The organism is Flavobacterium urumqiense (assembly GCF_900108015.1).
Lineage (GTDB): Bacteria > Bacteroidota > Bacteroidia > Flavobacteriales > Flavobacteriaceae > Flavobacterium > Flavobacterium urumqiense.
The window spans coordinates 226161-244009 of record NZ_FNVP01000003.1; the positions used below are offsets into that span (position 1 = coordinate 226161).

Annotated in this window: 17 protein-coding genes; 9 read left to right on the forward strand and 8 right to left on the reverse strand. The window is 33.2% G+C overall.

Annotation, left to right across the window (positions count from 1 at the left end):
- Positions 1–162 precede the first annotated feature (162 nt).
- Positions 163–711 carry a peptide-methionine (S)-S-oxide reductase MsrA gene (gene msrA / locus C4S35_RS05955; RefSeq protein WP_103999302.1) on the forward strand — a complete coding sequence of 183 codons (549 nt, stop codon included), beginning with the start codon at positions 163–165 and terminating at the stop codon, positions 709–711.
- 47 nt (positions 712–758) lie between these two features.
- Positions 759–1055: a hypothetical protein gene (locus tag C4S35_RS05960; RefSeq protein WP_103999303.1), complete on the forward strand. Its 297-nt coding sequence runs from the start codon at positions 759–761 to the stop codon at positions 1053–1055.
- A 15-nt stretch (positions 1056–1070) separates the two neighbouring features.
- Here C4S35_RS05960 and C4S35_RS05965 read toward each other — a convergent pair whose 3' ends face one another.
- From C4S35_RS05965 to C4S35_RS05985, 5 genes are all read right to left on the reverse strand, one after another.
- Positions 1071–1373: a DUF6787 family protein gene (locus C4S35_RS05965; RefSeq protein WP_103999304.1), complete on the reverse strand. Its 303-nt coding sequence runs from the start codon at positions 1371–1373 to the stop codon at positions 1071–1073.
- A gap of 32 nt (positions 1374–1405) precedes the next feature.
- Positions 1406–1840, reverse strand: a complete 435-nt coding sequence (locus tag C4S35_RS05970; RefSeq protein WP_103999305.1) for a DUF6146 family protein — start codon at positions 1838–1840, stop codon at positions 1406–1408.
- Positions 1841–1954: 114 nt separating this feature from the next.
- On the reverse strand, positions 1955–2905 hold the full coding sequence (locus tag C4S35_RS05975; RefSeq protein WP_103999306.1) for a D-2-hydroxyacid dehydrogenase: 951 nt from the start codon (positions 2903–2905) through the stop codon (positions 1955–1957).
- Positions 2906–3041: 136 nt separating this feature from the next.
- Positions 3042–4112: a 3-phosphoserine/phosphohydroxythreonine transaminase gene (gene serC / locus C4S35_RS05980; RefSeq protein WP_103999307.1), complete on the reverse strand. Its 1071-nt coding sequence runs from the start codon at positions 4110–4112 to the stop codon at positions 3042–3044.
- Between the two features lie 93 nt (positions 4113–4205).
- Positions 4206–5264 carry an acyl-CoA reductase gene (locus C4S35_RS05985; protein ID WP_103999308.1) on the reverse strand — a complete coding sequence of 353 codons (1059 nt, stop codon included), beginning with the start codon at positions 5262–5264 and terminating at the stop codon, positions 4206–4208.
- A 137-nt stretch (positions 5265–5401) separates the two neighbouring features.
- Between C4S35_RS05985 and C4S35_RS05990 the strand changes: the two genes are divergently transcribed.
- Positions 5402–5752, forward strand: a complete 351-nt coding sequence (locus C4S35_RS05990; RefSeq protein ID WP_103999309.1) for a 4Fe-4S dicluster domain-containing protein — start codon at positions 5402–5404, stop codon at positions 5750–5752.
- An 83-nt stretch (positions 5753–5835) separates the two neighbouring features.
- Here C4S35_RS05990 and C4S35_RS05995 read toward each other — a convergent pair whose 3' ends face one another.
- From C4S35_RS05995 to C4S35_RS06005, 3 genes are all read right to left on the reverse strand, one after another.
- Positions 5836–6369: a hypothetical protein gene (locus tag C4S35_RS05995; RefSeq protein ID WP_103999310.1), complete on the reverse strand. Its 534-nt coding sequence runs from the start codon at positions 6367–6369 to the stop codon at positions 5836–5838.
- Between the two features lie 111 nt (positions 6370–6480).
- A complete protein-coding gene (locus C4S35_RS06000) occupies positions 6481–7236 on the reverse strand; it encodes a class I SAM-dependent DNA methyltransferase (RefSeq protein WP_103999311.1) in 756 nt (251 codons plus the stop codon).
- Positions 7237–7328: 92 nt separating this feature from the next.
- Complete coding sequence (locus C4S35_RS06005) at positions 7329–9965, reverse strand: TonB-dependent receptor (RefSeq protein WP_103999312.1); 2637 nt, start codon at positions 9963–9965, stop codon at positions 7329–7331.
- A gap of 224 nt (positions 9966–10189) precedes the next feature.
- Here C4S35_RS06005 and ychF point away from each other — a divergent pair, with 224 nt between their 5' ends.
- From ychF to C4S35_RS06040, 6 genes are all read left to right on the forward strand, one after another.
- Positions 10190–11284, forward strand: a complete 1095-nt coding sequence (gene ychF, locus C4S35_RS06010) for a redox-regulated ATPase YchF (RefSeq protein WP_103999313.1) — start codon at positions 10190–10192, stop codon at positions 11282–11284.
- 311 nt (positions 11285–11595) lie between these two features.
- Positions 11596–12126, forward strand: coding sequence for an NADPH-dependent FMN reductase (locus C4S35_RS06020; protein ID WP_103999315.1), 531 nt, complete (start codon positions 11596–11598; stop codon positions 12124–12126).
- Between the two features lie 122 nt (positions 12127–12248).
- On the forward strand, positions 12249–14111 hold the full coding sequence (locus C4S35_RS06025) for a DNA topoisomerase IV subunit B (protein ID WP_103999316.1): 1863 nt from the start codon (positions 12249–12251) through the stop codon (positions 14109–14111).
- Positions 14112–14122: 11 nt separating this feature from the next.
- Entirely contained in the window at positions 14123–14308 is a 186-nt protein-coding gene (locus tag C4S35_RS06030) for a hypothetical protein (RefSeq protein ID WP_103999317.1), read from the forward strand.
- Positions 14309–14358: 50 nt separating this feature from the next.
- Positions 14359–15132, forward strand: coding sequence for a PDDEXK nuclease domain-containing protein (locus tag C4S35_RS06035; RefSeq protein ID WP_103999318.1), 774 nt, complete (start codon positions 14359–14361; stop codon positions 15130–15132).
- On the forward strand, positions 15132–17825 hold the full coding sequence (locus C4S35_RS06040; RefSeq protein ID WP_103999319.1) for a DNA gyrase/topoisomerase IV subunit A: 2694 nt from the start codon (positions 15132–15134) through the stop codon (positions 17823–17825). The genes C4S35_RS06035 and C4S35_RS06040 overlap by 1 nt, the downstream gene beginning before the upstream one ends.
- Positions 17826–17849: the final 24 nt, after the last annotated feature.

Genomic DNA, 17849 nt, shown 5'->3' on the forward strand with positions numbered 1-17849 from the left:
TGATTATTAAATAGATACAATTTATATTTCCTTTCCACAAATTATAAACTTTAGTTAATAGGCAATAAACAGTCTCAATTATTAGATTAAATTTGATTTAAAATTTATTTTTATCCAAAGTCAGACAACTAAGTTTTTTTGGAAAACTAAAAAATTATAAAAATGGAATTACAAAACGAATTTGAAGTAGCTACGTTTGCAGGAGGTTGTTTTTGGTGTACCGAAGCCGTTTTTTTAGAATTAAATGGAGTGAATAAAGTAGTTTCTGGATATATTGGCGGGAAAACGATTAATCCAACATATAAGGAAATATGTAATGGAGATACCGGTCATGCAGAAGCAATTCAGATTACTTTTGATCCTACTACAATATCCTTCGGAGAATTATTGGAAATATTTTTTGCAACTCATGATCCAACAACATTAAATCGTCAAGGAAATGATATTGGTATACAATACCGCAGTGAAATTTTTTATAATAATGAGGCGCAGAAGCAATTATCAGAAGAGTATATCGCTTTGATGACCAAAGAAAATACTTTTGGGAAACCAATTGTAACAACCGTTTCACCATCCTCAAAATTCTATGAGGCGGAAGATTACCATCAAAATTATTACAACCAAAATAAAATGCAAGGTTATTGCAGTTATATAATTACGCCAAAAATTGAAAAATTGCAAAAAGTGTATAACGATAAACTCAAAAAATAATTGGCATTAGATTTGTATGTTTTTATGAAAAGCAATTTTAAAGAAATATGGAAGCAATTCAAATCGATACAACCGATAATAAAAAGCGAAATCTTATTCTGGGAATACTATTCGACGCGATAGGAATGTTATCGTTTACAGTTCCTTTCGTTGGAGAATTTTCTGATGTAATTTGGGCACCAATTGCAGGTTATTTAATGACAACAATGTATAAAGGAAGTGTTGGTAAAGTAGGTGGAGTAATTACTTTCTTAGAGGAAATTTTACCTTTTTCAGATTTTATTCCCACATTTACCTTGACATGGATTTATAATTATTTGATAAAAAGCAAAAACGTACAGTAAATTGAGATGTTTTTATTATTCTTTAAATAGAAAATCAAAACCCATTTTTTTTAGCATTTTTTTCTCAAAAGCCCAAAAGAATTTAAATTGTCCAAAAATAAACCCTATTAAGACTAAAAGTAATTGATATAACGGGAAAATTAGTAGTAGTCGAACAGGAGTAAACCAAAAACCTAAGTCAGTTTTGGTTATTCCCAACCAAAAACAAAATGGTTTTGACAACCAAGCTGAAGCGGAACCTGTAATTGCAAAAACAACAAAAATAATTGTCAATTGAAAATTAGTTTCAATTCCCCATCGTTTTTTTAAATTCTCCATCTTTATTTATAATGATTACAAATATATGAAGATTATCTCAAGGGAACATGACCAAAAAGTTTTTGTTTATTCCTGTTTTGAAAATAAACCATGTAATTATAAATTAAATAATTTACCTCATATCCATAATCAATATTGGGATCATAATTTATGGTCATTTCATATAAATTTGGACTGTAACGCATGGGTTGTAAAACACGACTGTTCCATTCGCTAACCCACATTTGGTTTTTACTTTGTAAATAACTTTGCGAATAATAATTCCTTGGAAGTGCTGTAGTGGTTACCCAAGTGCTAAAGCCTGGGTCAATTATCAAAACTTCATATTCTAGTTTATCATTGGCTATTCTTACGGTGTCACCCTGGGTAGCAACTGTTTTAACGGTGTTAGGGAAAGTTGCTTTTGAAGCATTACAACCCAAAAGAAGACAAAAAAAAACCATTATTATGTAAACGCTATTTTTCATGATCTGTATAATTATATCATAAAGTTACAAAAAAATAAACAATTGATTATTATATATTTAACAAAAAAGAGGATGCCTTTTGGACATCCTCTTTTTATTTAATTACAGAAAAAATTATTTCATCAAACTAATAATTTGTGAAGCTAATTCAGTACCAATTCTATCTTGTGCTTCTCCTGTTGCAGCTCCAATATGAGGAGTCATTGAGATTTTATGGTTCATCAAAATAGCCATTTCCGGAGTTGGTTCGTTTTCAAAAACATCCAATCCAGCGAATAATACTTTTCCACTGTCCAATGCTTTCACTAATGCAACTTCATCAATAACACCGCCGCGAGCACAGTTTACAATACCTACACCGTCTTTCATTATAGCCAATTCTTTCTCTCCAATGATGTAACCATCTTGAGCAGGAACGTGTAATGTTATAAAATCAGCTTCTTTAAATAAAGATTCCAATGATTGAGAAACAATAGTTGTTGTGATTGATTGACCGTCAAAAAACTCGACTTTAACGTCAATTTGAGGGATAAACATATCAGCAGCAATCACTTTCATTCCTAAACCTAATGCCATTTTAGCAGTAGCTTGACCAATACGTCCAATTCCTACAACACCAAGAGTTTTTCCTCTTAATTCTATTCCGTTAGCATATGCTTTTTTCAAACCTTCAAAGTTTGTATCTCCTTCAAGAGGCATATTTCTGTTAGAGTCATGCAAAAAACGAACACCAGAAAATAAGTGTGCAAAAACCAATTCTGCCACTGATTCTGATGAAGAAGCAGGGGTATTAATTACGTGAATTCCTTTGCTTTTAGCATAGTCTACATCAATATTATCCATTCCTACACCACCACGACCAATGATTTTTAGTCCCGGGCAAGCGTCAATAATATCTTTACGAACTTTGGTAGCACTACGCACCAAAACAACGCTTACATTGTTTTCATTTACAAAGTTAGCCACTTGTTCTTGCGCTACTTTTGTAGTTATAACTTCAAATCCACCTTTTTCTAAAGCTAGAATTCCACTTTTAGAAATTCCGTCATTGGCTAATACTTTCATTTATGTTTTAATTTAAAGATTGAAAAATTAAATGATTTAAAGATTCAATCAGGATTTTATAATTTTAAAGTGTAATTTTAATTGAAAGATTTACTAATTGATTTTTGTAATTATTAAATCTTCAATTCTTAAATCATTAAATATTTTTTTCCAATTCTTTCATTACATCAACTAATACTTGAACACTTTCTAATGGAAGCGCATTGTACATAGAAGCTCTGTAACCACCCACTGAACGGTGTCCGGGTAATCCTGAAATTCCAGCTGCTTTCCACATGGCATCAAATGTTTCTGCATGAGCAGTATCATTCAATAAGAAAGTAGCATTCATGGTAGAGCGATCTTCAACAGCTGCAGCTCCTTTAAATAATGGATTTCTGTCAATTTCACCATAAAGTAATGCAGCTTTAGCATTATTTATTTTTTCAATTGCAGCAACTCCTCCAAGGTTTTTTAACCATTGTAAAGTCAATAACGATGCATAAACTGGGAAAACAGGTGGAGTATTGTACATACTTTCTGCTTTGATATGTTTAGTGTAATCCAACATGCTTGGGATTATTCTGCCATTTTTACCTAAAATTTCCTCTTTCACAACAACCAAAGTAGTTCCTGCCGGACCCATATTTTTTTGAGCTCCTGCATAGATCAAATCAAATTTCGAAAAATCTAATTCTCTTGAAAATATATCAGAACTCATATCACATACAATTGGCATATCAAGTGAAGGGAATTCCTTCATTTGTGTACCAAAAATTGTATTGTTACTGGTACAATGGAAATAATCAGCATCTGAAGGTACAGTGTATCCTTTTGGAATATGATTGTAATTTTCTTCTTTTGATGAAGCGACAACAACAGTATCACCAAATAATTTTGCTTCTTTTATGGCTGCTGATGCCCAAGTTCCTGAATCAAGATAAGCAGATTTTCCACCTTCTTTCATCAAATTATAAGGAGCCATAATAAATTCTAAACTAGCTCCGCCAGCAAGAAATAAAGCTTGGTATCCTTTGCCTTCAAGGCCTAAAAGTTCAATAACAAGAGTTCTTGCCTCATCCATAACGGCAACGAAGTCTTTGCTTCTGTGCGAAATTTCTAAAATGGATAAACCAGAATTGTTGAAATTTAAAATAGCTTGTGCTGATTTCTCAAAAACTTCTTGTGGTAAGATACAAGGTCCTGCGCTGTAGTTGTGTTTTTTCATGGTGTAGTTTAAGTCCAAAAAATTAAAATGCAAATTTCGGTAATAGGAGTTTATAAATCGTTAAATAATTCGCAATAATTAAACAATTTTCGTCTATATTGTTAATAAAAACGATATGGTGTCCACGTTATCCGCATAATCCCATAATGCAGGTTTTTGTGTTTGTCCAAAATCAATGCTGTTTTCTATAACAGAATCGCTTACAACACATTGAATTTGCTCACTTTCTGATTGTAATCGTATTTGTAAATCATTACTAGTAGTATAGTATTCATAGAAAACACTAGAAATAGGGGAGGCGTGACTTTTATCCTCTTTTAAAGTCAAAAATCCATTATCTAATAATTTAAAATTGCTCATCAGGAAAACTGCTTTGTTGTAATCGTAATTATTGGCATATTTTTCATAATGAACAACATCTTGATATTCGAAAATCGCTTCAAAAAAAGCAACGAAAGAATAGTCTTTCGGGACAAAAAGTTTAGATACATTACGGCATCCTAAACCAAAATATCTAAAAATATCTTCACCAAGCGCTGTAAGTTGTTCTTTGGTTTCCTTGCCAGTCAAGACGGCAACTGAGTTTCTGCTTTTTCGGATTATGGAAGGTTTGTCTTTAAAATAATATTCAAAATAACGTGCAGTGTTATTGCTTCCGGTTGCTATAACAGCATCAAAATTTTCTAGTTTTCCATCTACAAAATGTATGCTATTGGCTAATTCAGGTTCAATAGCTATAATATATTTAGCCAAAAAAGGCAATAAATGTTGATCATTCGAGGATGTTTTTATCAATACTTTATGACCAGTAATTAACACCGACAAAAAATCATGAAAACCAACTAACGGAATATTTCCAGCGAGAATTAAAGCAATATTTTTAGATTCAGCTATTTGAAAATCATAAGCCGATAACCATTGGTTCAAATTTTCTTCAGTAAGCGCTTCTGACCAGGAACGAATAGAAAAATAGACTTGTTCCGGAGTATACCAACCATTATGAGATTGCGATAGTTTTATTAAATCAATAAAATCATTAAAGAATAAATCGTTACCTAAAACAGTATTTTTTTTAATAGTATTATTTTCAGAAAATTGATTTAAGAATTTTCCTAATTCAATAAAAACATTTTTTTTTGTTTCTAATGTCATAATGTTTGCTTATGAATAGTTTTGATTGTAATTTTGCACAAAAATAAGCTATAAAAAGTATAGTTAAAAGATTAAAAGAGGAAAGATATAAGAATCTTAAATCCTAAATCTTATTTCTTAATTCCTAAATTAAAAAGATGGCAATTATAATAACTGATGAATGTATTAATTGTGGCGCATGTGAGCCAGAATGCCCAAATACAGCAATATACGAAGGAGCGGACGATTGGAGATATAAAGATGGAACCAAACTTAAAGGAAAAGTAATTTTGCTTGATGGTACTGAAGTAGATTCTGATGAAGCTCAGACCCCAATTTCTGATGAAGTGTACTATATCGTTCCTGGAAAATGTACCGAGTGTAAAGGATTTCATGATGAACCACAATGTGCTGCTGTTTGTCCGGTAGACTGTTGTATTCCAGATGATAATCATGTAGAAAGTGAAGAGACTTTGCTTAACAGGCAGGCATTTTTACACAATGAATAAATATAAGTTATGTTTAAATCAAAAAAAAATCCTGAGTTTGTTTAAACTCAGGATTTTTTTTTGATTGTTGGCTTTACTTATTTTTATTTGACAATAATATAAGTGGTAACCGTTACTTTATCCGTTTTATCATCATATGTTTCTAATACTAGATTGCCATTGGCGTCAAAATAACCATAAGAAGTGGCGTTTTTTGTTCTGTAAATATAATTATTATTTGATGTTTTTCTTAAAACCGCAGCTTTTTTACCATCTGGCAAGAACATGGTATAACCACTTTTATCGGTAGCTACTTGATATTTTTTCCCGTCCAAATTGTAATAAGCAGATCTGTCAACTTCAATAATTTTAGTGACACCATTTGCAGTGACTGCTGTAGTTGAAGTTACTTGTATAGGACTTTCCTTTATATCTTTATTCAGAACATTTGAATCAGCATCTTTCAATTCAACATTTTGTACTTCTTTGATTTCCTGACTTTGGATTATTTTTTTTGCGCCTTCAGAATCTTTAGTTGTTGTAATATTTGTTTTAACTTCTGATTTTACATTTGTATTTTGAGCTTGAGTATTTAAGGTAAATAAAAAAGCTGCAACACCTAACATTATAGTTTTCATAATATCTAATTTTAATTATTTATAAGGTATAAAGATATATTAAGCTGACTTTAAGATTGTTGTATAATTTAGGTAAAAATTTATAATATTCACACTAAAAAATATTGAATATTAAATTGTTTGTAATTGTTTTTTTCTGGCGACAATTACATACGTATCATAAGCATACGTTTTTCGATCTATAGTTTTGATTATTTCGAAACCATTCAAATATAGAAATAATTGAATTTCATTCAAAGTAAATACGCGAACAGTAGAAAAATCATCAGCTATTATTTCTTTTTGACCTTCTTTAATGGTATAATATTGGGCAGCCCATTCCAATATGAAATTTTCTGCTGAAGTTGTTTTCCAATTACTGTTTCTATAATAATTGACTCCTTCGTACTTTGCCTCATGAATAATAATAGGATTCTCTTTGGCATAAGGAATATACCGATTGGCATCTATAAAATCAAAAACAACAATTCCGTTACTTGTTAAATTTTCGTTAATGGATCCAAAAGTAGTGTTGACATCTTCATTTGTAATCATATAACTAGTAGATCGTCCTGTAATTAGTATTGAATCCACGGGGTTTTTAAGTTGGAAATCGCGCATGTCTCCATAAATAAAATTGCAGTTTTCATTCCTTTCTTTCGCAATAGCAATCATACTTTCGCTGTAATCTAATCCTATATATTCTTGCTGATTTTCTTGAAATCTTTTTGCTAGATTACCTGTTCCGCTGCCTATTTCCAAAATAGTTTTGCAATTATTATCTTGGATTAAATTATTATAGAAACGATATTCCTCATCATAATCGATGAAGGTTTGGTACATAGCGTCAAATATTGCCGCCATTTTTCCGCTATATAGATTTGTCATGATTTTTAGATATACTATAAAATTAAGCAAAAAGAGGATATAAAAAAAGGGCTGTCATATGACAGCCCTTTTCAAATTATTCAATAAATGAATTAGAAATTAAATCCAAGTCTGGCATAATAATAGGCTCCGTTGAATCCCATTTGAACGGCATCCCAATAACCACCAGCTTCAGTGTTGCCTGTTTCATCTTGTTTGTCTGGATACATATTGAAAAGGTTGTTACTACCTACAGTCAATTTTAAATTTTTAGTTAATTTATAGCCTAAAGTTAAATCCGTAACGGTTTTTGCGGAATAAACATCATCTTCTCCACTATAATCAATTAAAACTACTTTGCTAAAATGAGTAAAAGCCAATCCTGCATCAAAATTTTTATTTGAATAGTTAAGATTTAAACCAAATTTATTTTTTGGGGCTGAAGCCAATAAAAAGGCTTGTTCCCTTACCCCGAAAAAGATGTCTTTGTCTAAAGCACCATTGTTGACTTTTGAAATTTTCATGTTATTGATATTTCCTACAAGAGTGGCACTAACGCTTGAAGTATCAAATTTTTTCTTCCAAGCAAGAACAATATCTAGACCTAGAGTCTTTGTATTAGCTGCATTAGCAAAAAATTGTACTTGATCTACGCCCAATCCTTTACTTGATGCATCGAAATAGCTAGTTAATACAATTCTATCTTTTACATTAATCAAATATCCGTCAACAGTCGCTGTAAAATTACCAAATGTTGAGGTTAATCCTAACGATGCATTTACAGCTGTCTCCTCATTGAGTTTTTGAATTCCAAAAGATTTAGTTACCGGACTGTTGTTAGGAGAAAGCAAAATTTCGGTAGCACCGCTTCCATCAATATTAGTGAAATGCAAACCGTAATATGACTGAGCTAATGATGGGGCACGAAATCCTGTACTAACCGAACCTCTTAAATTAATATTATCTGTAAGTTTAAGTCTTGAAGCTAATTTCCCGTTGATGGTACTACCAAAATCACTATATTTTTCATATCGGACAGCAGCACTTACCATGAGACTTTTTGTAATGTCAAATTCGGTATCAGTGTACAATGAAAGGTTATTACGGGCTTTATCAACTGCATTAGCCGGACTGTATCCAGGGAAACCTTGAGAACTTCCAGGTCTTGGGTCGCCAGAAACTGGATCAATCGGAGGCGATTGAGTTGCGGGATTAGTAATGGGTTGTCCGTTAGTGTCATATGTAGTGTAAGAACCTTCTTGACCTGTAAAAATAATGAATTGTTCGGTGCGGTATTCGGCTCCAAAAGCAAGATTCATCCCCTCTAATACTGTATCATAATTTTTTGAAAAATCAAAATTAGTTGTATTTTGAGCCAAACTATGGCCACCAGCATCAAATTCCGTAGGTGAAGATTGAAGTAGCGATGGGTTCATTGTTCCTTTTATGGCGTAATGAAACTTATTTATTCCGTAAGTAGTACTAATATCAATTTTCCAACCGCTTTCGGTTTCTGTTCTAACTCCGGCGGTAACAGAATTGTCAAGAATTATAGAGGTAATTCTTGGTGTATATCCTCCAGGATAAACCGATTCTACAACATTGGCATTACCACTATTTCTTGTAAAAGCATATGCGTCTGTATCTCTATAATTTCTACCGGCAAAAGTATAAAAGCTAGTTTTTTCAGAAATTGGAATAGCAATATTTGCAGTAAAATTGTAACTATCCATTGAAGCTTCACCAAAACCTTTTCGGAAATCGTAACCTGGACGAAATACTTTTTGTTTACTAAAATATTCTGTAGTGAAATTAGCAAAACCACCTTTTTTACCAATTGCAACTCCATAATTGGCTCCAATTTTCACAGCATTTCCATCTAAGGTTCTATTTTTTCCATAAGAATTTCCATTCCCATTTTCATCCAGTCTGAAATTTTTAGTATTAGCTGTTCCAGGAAGAAAATCTCCTTTAGCATTGGTGTTAAATGCTCCGTAAGTTACCGAGCCGGTTAATTCATCCACATTATCATTCAAAACAATGTTAATTACCCCCGCAATGGCATCCGATCCATATTGTGCGGCAGCACCATCCCTCAAAATTTCGATTCTTTTGATGGCACTCGCTGGAATTGCATTCAAATCGGTTCCTGTGTTTCCTCTACCACGAGTTCCGTAAAGAGTAACTAGAGAAGATTGATGTCTTCTTTTTCCGTTAATTAAAACTAAAGTCTGATCTGGTCCCATTCCTCTCAAAGAAGCAGGATCCACGTGATCGGCGCCATCAGAACCAGATTGTTTGTTGGCGTTAAAAGATGGGGCAACGTATTGTAATAATTGGTTGATTTCAATTTTTCCGCTTTGTGTCGTAAGTTCTTTCATGCTAATGATATCAATTGGCACTGCCGAATTTACAACGGTTCTTTTCGTATTTCTTGATCCTACAATTTGAACTTCTTTTAGTTGTTGTCCGCCTTCTTCGGATAAAATTACATCAATTCTTGAGCTTGTAGCCGTTTTTTCCATATTAGAAAAGCCAACATAGCTGAAAACTAAAGTGGCTCCATCTTTAACTTTTATTTTATATGTCCCATCAATATCTGTTGAGACACCGTTTGAAGTACCTTTTTCGACAATGTTTACACCTGGTAGCGCTATGCCAGAATTATCCTTGACGACACCAGAGATATCTTTTTGTGCAAAAAGAAACGTGACGTTTAAGAGAAATAATAATAGTGCAATTTTTTTCATAATTAAGTATTTTTTGGTTTTTATTTGGCTTCAAATCGGATGCAATATAATTTTTTTTTAACAAAACCTTAGCAAACACAGTATTTTTTTATACAAAAGTTATTAAAAACGGATTAATCTGTTGATTTTGGTTTTACGGTATTTATTAAATCTTATATTTGCAAACTTTTGAAGTAAATAGTAAAAACGTTTAACAGGCGACTGTTATCTGAAACAAAAATATCATGAAAGCAGGAATTGTAGGATTACCGAATGTTGGAAAATCAACATTATTCAATTGTTTATCAAATGCAAAAGCGCAAAGCGCTAACTTTCCTTTTTGTACAATCGAACCTAATATAGGTGTAGTTAATGTGCCAGATTCCAGAATGGAAAAATTAGAAGAATTGGTTAAACCGGAACGTGTGCAAATGGCAACGGTAGATATTGTAGATATTGCAGGTTTAGTAAAAGGTGCCAGTAAAGGAGAAGGTTTAGGAAATCAGTTTTTAGGAAACATAAGAGAATGCAATGCAATCATTCATGTTTTACGTTGTTTTGACAATGATAATATTGTTCACGTTGATGGAAATGTAAACCCAATTCGTGACAAAGAAACCATCGATATTGAGTTGCAGTTGAAAGATTTGGAAAATGTTGAAAAACGTTTAGAAAAAGTAAATCGTGCCGCTAAAACAGGAAATAAAGAAGCACAAACAGAGAAAGCTCTTTTAGATAGAATAAGAGAAACGTTACTTCAGGCAAAATCCGCCAGAATAGTAGTTCCTCAAAATAACGACGAAGAGGTTTTGATGGAGGCTTTTCAATTAATTACGGCAAAACCAGTTTTGTATGTTTGTAATGTTGATGAAAATTCAGCAGTGAGTGGAAATAAATATGTGGATCAGGTTCGCGAATTAGTTAAAGACGAAGATGCCGAAGTAATTATTCTTTCGGTTGGCGCTGAAGCTGATATCACGGAATTAGAAAGCTACGAAGAACGTCAGGTTTTTCTTGAAGATATGGGATTGACTGAGCCAGGAGCTTCTGTATTGATTCGTGCAGCTTACAAATTATTGAAACAACAAACGTATTTTACAGCAGGTGTAAAAGAAGTTCGTGCTTGGACTATAAATATTGGAGCAACTGCGCCGCAAGCTGCGGGAGTGATTCATACTGATTTCGAAAAAGGATTCATCCGCGCCGAAGTTATTGCTTACGAAGATTTCGTTCATTATGGTTCAGAGGCTAAATGTAAGGAAGCTGGAAAATTCAAGGTAGAAGGAAAAGAATATATTGTAAAAGATGGTGATGTAATGCATTTTAGATTCAACGTCTAGTCATTGCGAGGAACGCAATCTCATTAAATAAATTTGGAAACCTGCATGAGTAATTTTGCAGGTTTTTTTTGTACCTATTCCAGCTTTCCACTTCAAGATTTTCCCCATCAATCTCTTTTTTCTAAGACAAAAAAGGAGCTTCCTTTGGTCGCTCTTTTTCATCAAGAAAAAATAAGATTGATGGGAAAAATGCTTTCCGCTACAATCTGGGGTATGGATTTAGCAGTAAAAAATTGTATCTAACTAATCAATGGTAAATTCTTGTATGTTGTATTTGGAATTTTTATTACTTTTAAAAAAAACTAATCATCATGAAAATTATCGCTTTTGGCGCAAGCCCCAGTAAAAACTCCATCAATAAAAAATTAGCAACGTATGCCGCAAATCTTTTCGAAAATGCCGAAGTGGAGGTTTTGGACTTGAATGATTTTCAAATGCCGATTTTTACTGTTGATATCGAAGAAGAAATTGGTCAGCATGAATTAGCCAAAGCATTTTTGGCTAAAATTGCCGCCACTGATATTTTAGTAATTTCAATGGCAGAAAATAACGGAAATTTTTCTTCAGCTTTCAAGAATATTTTTGATTGGTGCACCAGAATAAATGCTAAGGTTTTTCAAGAAAAACCAATGTTATTGATGGCAACTTCTCCCGGAGCCAGAGGTGGTGGTAACGTTTTGGCAATTGCAAAAAATGCTTTCCCTTTTTATGGAGGAAATATAAAAGCAACGTTATCATTGCCTAGTTTTGATGCTAATTTTGATATTGTAAACGGTAAAATTTCCAGTCCGGAAATAGATAATCAGTTGAAAGAGATTATCAAGAATTTTTCAATCGTTTAATTTTTCAACCTTTAAATTTTTCAATTTACAAATGTCAATATTATTCTTAATAACTTTGGCATCTCCCTATTTTAAATTTTGTCGAATTACACTACATTAGCACAAAATCCACAAATTTTATAATGTCCGAACAAAATCAATATACCGAAGATAATATACGGTCACTCGACTGGAAAGAACATATTCGCATGCGTCCCGGAATGTACATCGGGAAATTGGGAGATGGTTCTTCGTCAGATGATGGTATTTATATTCTTTTAAAAGAAGTTCTCGACAACTGTATCGATGAATTTGTCATGGGTGCTGGAAAAACTATCGAGGTAACTATTAAGGATAAAACCGTTACAGTTAGAGATTACGGTCGTGGAATTCCATTGGGAAAGGTTATTGATGTCGTTTCTAAAATGAATACCGGAGGAAAATACGATTCCTTGGCATTTAAGAAATCCGTTGGTTTAAATGGAGTAGGGACAAAAGCGGTAAATGCTTTGTCTAATTATTTTCGCGTAGAATCTGTTCGAGACGAAAAACAAAAAGCAGCTGAATTTTCTGCAGGAAACTTAGTTCTCGAAGAGGATATTATTGAAACGACGAAGAGAAAAGGTACTAAAGTTACTTTTATACCCGACGAAGCGATTTTTAAAAATTACAAATTCAGATATGAATATGTAATAAAAATGCTTAAAAATTATTGTTACTTAAACAATGGTTTAACTATTTTATTTAATGGCGAAAAATATTTTTCTGAAAATGGTCTGAAAGATTTATTGGAAGAAACCATTCATGCTGATGATTTGGAATATCCAATCATTCATTTGAAAGGAGAGGATATCGAAATTGCGTTAACTCACAGCAAGACACAGTACAGCGAAGAATATCATTCCTTCGTAAACGGACAAAACACAACGCAAGGAGGAACGCATTTAGCGGCGTATCGTGAAGCAATTGTAAAAACCATTAGAGAGTTTTATAATAAAAGTTTCGAAGCTTCAGATGTTCGAAAATCGATTGTTACGGCGATAAGTATCAAAGTAATGGAGCCAGTTTTTGAATCACAAACCAAAACTAAATTAGGTTCAACAGATATGGGTTCTGAACCCGGGATGCCATCTGTGCGTACTTTTATAAATGATTTTGTAAAAACGAAATTAGATAATTATTTACATAAGAATCCTCCAACTGCAGAAGCATTATTGCGAAAAATTCTTCAAGCCGAAAGAGAGCGTAAAGAATTATCAGGTATTCGAAAATTAGCAACAGATCGTGCCAAAAAAGCGAATCTACACAACAAGAAATTAAGAGATTGCCGCGCCCATCTTCCAGATACAAAAAATCCAAAAAATCTGGAAAGCACCCTTTTTATCACCGAGGGAGATTCGGCTTCTGGATCCATTACTAAATCACGGGATGTAAATACGCAGGCCGTTTTCAGTTTACGTGGGAAGCCTTTGAATTCCTACGGAATGAGTAAGAAAATTGTTTATGAAAATGAAGAATTCAATTTATTGCAAGCGGCACTGGATATTGAGGATGGTTTAGAAAAATTGCGGTACAACAACATCGTAATTGCAACCGATGCCGATGTCGATGGAATGCACATTCGATTGTTATTAATTACGTTCTTTCTTCAGTTTTTTCCTGAATTAATAAAAGAAGGACATTTATACATTTTGCAAACGCCACTCTTTAGGGTTCGTAATAAGAAAGAAACAATATACTGCTATTCTGATGAGGAAAGAAAAGCGGCAATCGAAAAATTAAAACCAAAACCGGAAATCACTCGATTTAAAGGATTGGGAGAAATTTCTCCAGATGAATTCAAAAATTTCATTGGAGAAACTATTCGTTTAGATCCGATTATGATGGATAAAAACACTTCGATTGAGCAATTGTTGTCTTTTTATATGGGTAAAAACACTCCGGACCGACAAGAGTTTATCATTAAGAATTTGAAGGTAGATTTGGATGTAATGGAGAAAGTTTAAATCGTTATAAAATGCCTACAAAAAACACACTGATTTTTATCGCTGTATTATTCGTGATTAGTTTTTTAGCTACCTTTTTTATTGTAAGTAGTAATGATCACAAAGAATGTGACAAAGTCGTAAAAAAAGAGTTGGATAAAAATGGGTTTGAGGCTGCAAAAAAAGAGCATGTTTGTAATGAGAAATATTCTTTCTAGAATTTTTAAAACAAAATTAGAATTGATTACTGTTCAATAGAATATATTTAATGAAAGACGAAGAAAATATAGTTTCAGATAATCTTCAAAATAAAGCATTATTCGCTCAAGTAGTCGCGCTATTGCAAAATGCCCGTCAACAGGTTTTACGCACCGTAAATTCAACAATGGTTTATACTTATTTTGAAATAGGAAGAATGATTGTTGAAGAAGAACAAAGCGGAAAAGAACGAGCTGAATACGGAAAACAACTATTAAAAGGACTTTCTGAAAAGTTGACTATTGAGTTTGGAAAAGGGTTTTCTGTAGAAAATCTTGATCGAATGAGAAAATTTTATAAAACATATTCAATTTCGTCATCACTGATGACGAAATTGAATCTTGAGAAATCCGATACACTGTTGCGGATTTCTAAAAATTCAATTTCACAGTCACTGACTAGAGTTTCTGAAAATCAAAAAGAGGAGTCGCTGATTTCATTTTTTAAATTGACTTGGACACATTATGTTTTCTTAATGCGAATTGACGATGAGAGAGAAAGACGTTTTTATGAAATAGAGTCCGAAAAATACAATTGGAGTGTTCGGGAATTAAAACGACAATATAATTCAGTTCTTTATACTCGATTGGCTTTAAGTCGAGAAAGAGAAATGCGTTTGGAAGACGAAAATAAAACAATAGGAATTGTTCTTTGCCAAAACAAAAGTGATTTGGTTGTAAAATATACTTTACCAGAAAATAATGAGCAAATTTTTGCTAGCAAATACGAAACAATTCTGCCAAGCAGAGAAGATTTAATACAATTAATTTCGGAATCAAGATAATGAAAGACGAAGAAGAAGATAACATATTACCAGAAGGTCAAGAAGAAGAAAATACAGTTGGAGATGATGCTTTTGAAGATATAATTTCTACGGGAGGCCAGCATTTTTACGATAATCAAGAAGACGGAAACGATACCATCACCAAAGTCACGGGAATGTATAAAGATTGGTTTCTGGATTATGCTTCCTATGTAATTCTGGAGCGTGCAGTTCCTGCGATTGAAGATGGTTTTAAACCGGTTCAACGTCGTATCATGCACTCTTTAAAGGAATTGGATGACGGTCGTTATAATAAAGTAGCCAATGTTGTAGGACACACCATGCAGTATCATCCTCACGGAGATCAAAGTATTGGTGATGCGATGGTACAAATTGGTCAGAAAGAATTACTGATTGACTGTCAGGGAAACTGGGGAAATATCCTAACGGGAGATGGAGCTGCGGCTTCTCGTTATATCGAAGCACGCTTGTCAAAATTTGCCTTGGAGGTTTTATATTCTCCAAAAATTACGGATTGGGGCGTTTCTTATGATGGTCGTCGTGCAGAACCCAATAACCTGCCTGTAAAATTCCCATTATTGTTAGCTTCTGGTGCAGAAGGGATTGCCGTTGGTCTTTCGACGAAAGTGTTACCTCATAATTTCAATGAGTTAATTGATTCGTCAATAAAAATTCTGAAAGGAAAACCATTTACCTTATATCCTGATTTCTTGACACAAGGTATTGCTGATGTGTCTAATTATAATGATGGATTGCGTGGCGGGCGTGTGCGTGTGCGTGCCAAAATTGCACAACTGGACAAAAATACTTTAGTGATTACCCAAATTCCATTTTCAACCAATACTACGACTTTGATTGACAGTATTTTGAAAGCCAATGATAAAGGGAAAATCAAAATCAAGAAAATTGAGGACAATACTGCCGCTGAAGTTGAGATTTTAATCCATCTTTTTCCGGGTGTTTCACCAGATAAAACCATAGATGCATTATTTGCTTTTACTGCCTGTGAAACTTCGGTAGCGCCATTAGGCTGTGTAATTGAAGACAATAAACCGTTATTTATCGGGGTTTCTGATATGTTGAAAATTTCAACAAACAGAACTGTCCAACTTTTGAAAAGCGAACTGGAGATACAGTTAACTGAATTAGAGGAACAATGGCATTTTCTTTCTTTGGAACGTATTTTTATCGAAAACAAAATCTATCGTGATATTGAAGAAATGACGACCAGAGAAACGGTAATTAAAGCTGTTGATGATGGTTTGAAACCACATACAAAACACTTAAAAAGAGCGGTTACTGAAGAGGATATTCTGCGTTTGTTGGATATTCGAATCATGCGTATTTCTAAGTTTGACAGTAATAAAGCGCAAGATAAAATTGAAGCGCTTGAGGGTGATATCGAACAGGTAAAACACAATTTAGAACATCTTATAGATTTTGCAATTGCTTATTTTACCAAGTTAAAGGAGAAGTACGGTAAAGGAAGAGAACGCCAAACAGAGCTTCGAATTTTTGATGATATCGAAGCGACTAAAGTTGTTTTAAGAAATACTAAACTATACGTAAATAAGGAAGAAGGTTTCGTTGGTACAAGTTTGAAAAAAGACGAATATGTTACGGATTGTTCTGATATTGATGATGTGATCGTGTTTCTTCGTGACGGAAAAATGATGATTACAAAAGTGGATGCCAAAACTTTTGTGGGTAAAGATATTATTCACATTGCTATTTTTGACAAAAGTGATAAAAGAACGATTTATAATATGATTTATCGTGATGGAAAATCAGGACCTTCGTACATAAAAAGGTTCAATGTTTCTGGTGTAACTAGAGATAAAGCGTATGATTTAACCAATGAAACAGCAGGTTCACAAGTATTGTATTTTTCTTGTAATGCAAATGGGGAAGCAGAGGTTATCACGATTATGTTACGTCAGGTAGGAAGTGTCAAAAAACTGAAATTTGATATTGATTTTGCTAGTTTAGCTATTAAAGGTCGTGCTTCCAAAGGAAATTTGGTAACCAAATATCCTATCAAAAAAATCGAATTGAAAGAAAAAGGTATTTCAACTTTATTACCTAGAAAAGTTTGGTTTGATGATACTGTTAAACGATTAAACGTAGACGGACGAGGAGAGTTATTAGGCGAGTTCAGACCGAATGATAAAATACTAATTATTTCACAAACTGGAAAGCTGAAAGTGATTACACCAGAATTAGCTACACATTTTGATGAAGACATGGTCGTTTTGGAAAAATGGGTTCCTAAAAAACCAATATCAGCGATTTATTATGATGGAGAAAAAGAGCGCTATTACGTAAAACGCTTCTTAGTAGAAACCGAAAATAAAGAGGAAAGTTTTGTCACCGAACATCCCAACTCGCAACTGGAAATTGTATCAACAGATTACCGTCCGGTTGCTGAATTAATTTTTACAAAAGTTAAAGGAGTTCAAAAAGAGAATATGACTATCGATATAGAATCCTATATTGCTATAAAAGGATTTAAGGCTCTAGGAAATCAATTGACAACTGATAAATTGAAACAAGTAAATCTTTTAGAACCTTTGCCTTATGAAATTCCAGAAGAGATTATTCCGGAAGAATTAGAAGTTAAAGGGGATATAGATCCTGATGATTCTGATGTTCAACTGGAAGATGATGGTCAAATAACATTAACTTTAGAATAAAAAAAAACTTCCGCTATACTATAG

What these genes read in the sequence shown, in the direction of transcription:
- msrA (WP_103999302.1), top strand. Translation starts at nt 163, where the DNA reads ATGGAATTACAAAACGAATTTGAAGTAGCTACGTTTGCAGGAGGTTGT.
- C4S35_RS06025 (WP_103999316.1), top strand. Translation starts at nt 12,249, where the DNA reads ATGTCCGAACAAAATCAATATACCGAAGATAATATACGGTCACTCGAC.
- C4S35_RS05960 (WP_103999303.1), top strand. Translation starts at nt 759, where the DNA reads ATGGAAGCAATTCAAATCGATACAACCGATAATAAAAAGCGAAATCTT.
- C4S35_RS05970 (WP_103999305.1), bottom strand. Translation starts at nt 1,840, where the DNA reads ATGAAAAATAGCGTTTACATAATAATGGTTTTTTTTTGTCTTCTTTTG.
- C4S35_RS06005 (WP_103999312.1), bottom strand. Translation starts at nt 9,965, where the DNA reads ATGAAAAAAATTGCACTATTATTATTTCTCTTAAACGTCACGTTTCTT.
- serC (WP_103999307.1), bottom strand. Translation starts at nt 4,112, where the DNA reads ATGAAAAAACACAACTACAGCGCAGGACCTTGTATCTTACCACAAGAA.
- C4S35_RS06035 (WP_103999318.1), top strand. Translation starts at nt 14,359, where the DNA reads ATGAAAGACGAAGAAAATATAGTTTCAGATAATCTTCAAAATAAAGCA.
- C4S35_RS06040 (WP_103999319.1), top strand. Translation starts at nt 15,132, where the DNA reads ATGAAAGACGAAGAAGAAGATAACATATTACCAGAAGGTCAAGAAGAA.
- C4S35_RS05975 (WP_103999306.1), bottom strand. Translation starts at nt 2,905, where the DNA reads ATGAAAGTATTAGCCAATGACGGAATTTCTAAAAGTGGAATTCTAGCT.
- C4S35_RS06020 (WP_103999315.1), top strand. Translation starts at nt 11,596, where the DNA reads ATGAAAATTATCGCTTTTGGCGCAAGCCCCAGTAAAAACTCCATCAAT.
- C4S35_RS06000 (WP_103999311.1), bottom strand. Translation starts at nt 7,236, where the DNA reads ATGACAAATCTATATAGCGGAAAAATGGCGGCAATATTTGACGCTATG.
- C4S35_RS05965 (WP_103999304.1), bottom strand. Translation starts at nt 1,373, where the DNA reads ATGGAGAATTTAAAAAAACGATGGGGAATTGAAACTAATTTTCAATTG.
- C4S35_RS05990 (WP_103999309.1), top strand. Translation starts at nt 5,402, where the DNA reads ATGGCAATTATAATAACTGATGAATGTATTAATTGTGGCGCATGTGAG.
- ychF (WP_103999313.1), top strand. Translation starts at nt 10,190, where the DNA reads ATGAAAGCAGGAATTGTAGGATTACCGAATGTTGGAAAATCAACATTA.
- C4S35_RS05995 (WP_103999310.1), bottom strand. Translation starts at nt 6,369, where the DNA reads ATGAAAACTATAATGTTAGGTGTTGCAGCTTTTTTATTTACCTTAAAT.
- C4S35_RS06030 (WP_103999317.1), top strand. Translation starts at nt 14,123, where the DNA reads ATGCCTACAAAAAACACACTGATTTTTATCGCTGTATTATTCGTGATT.
- C4S35_RS05985 (WP_103999308.1), bottom strand. Translation starts at nt 5,264, where the DNA reads ATGACATTAGAAACAAAAAAAAATGTTTTTATTGAATTAGGAAAATTC.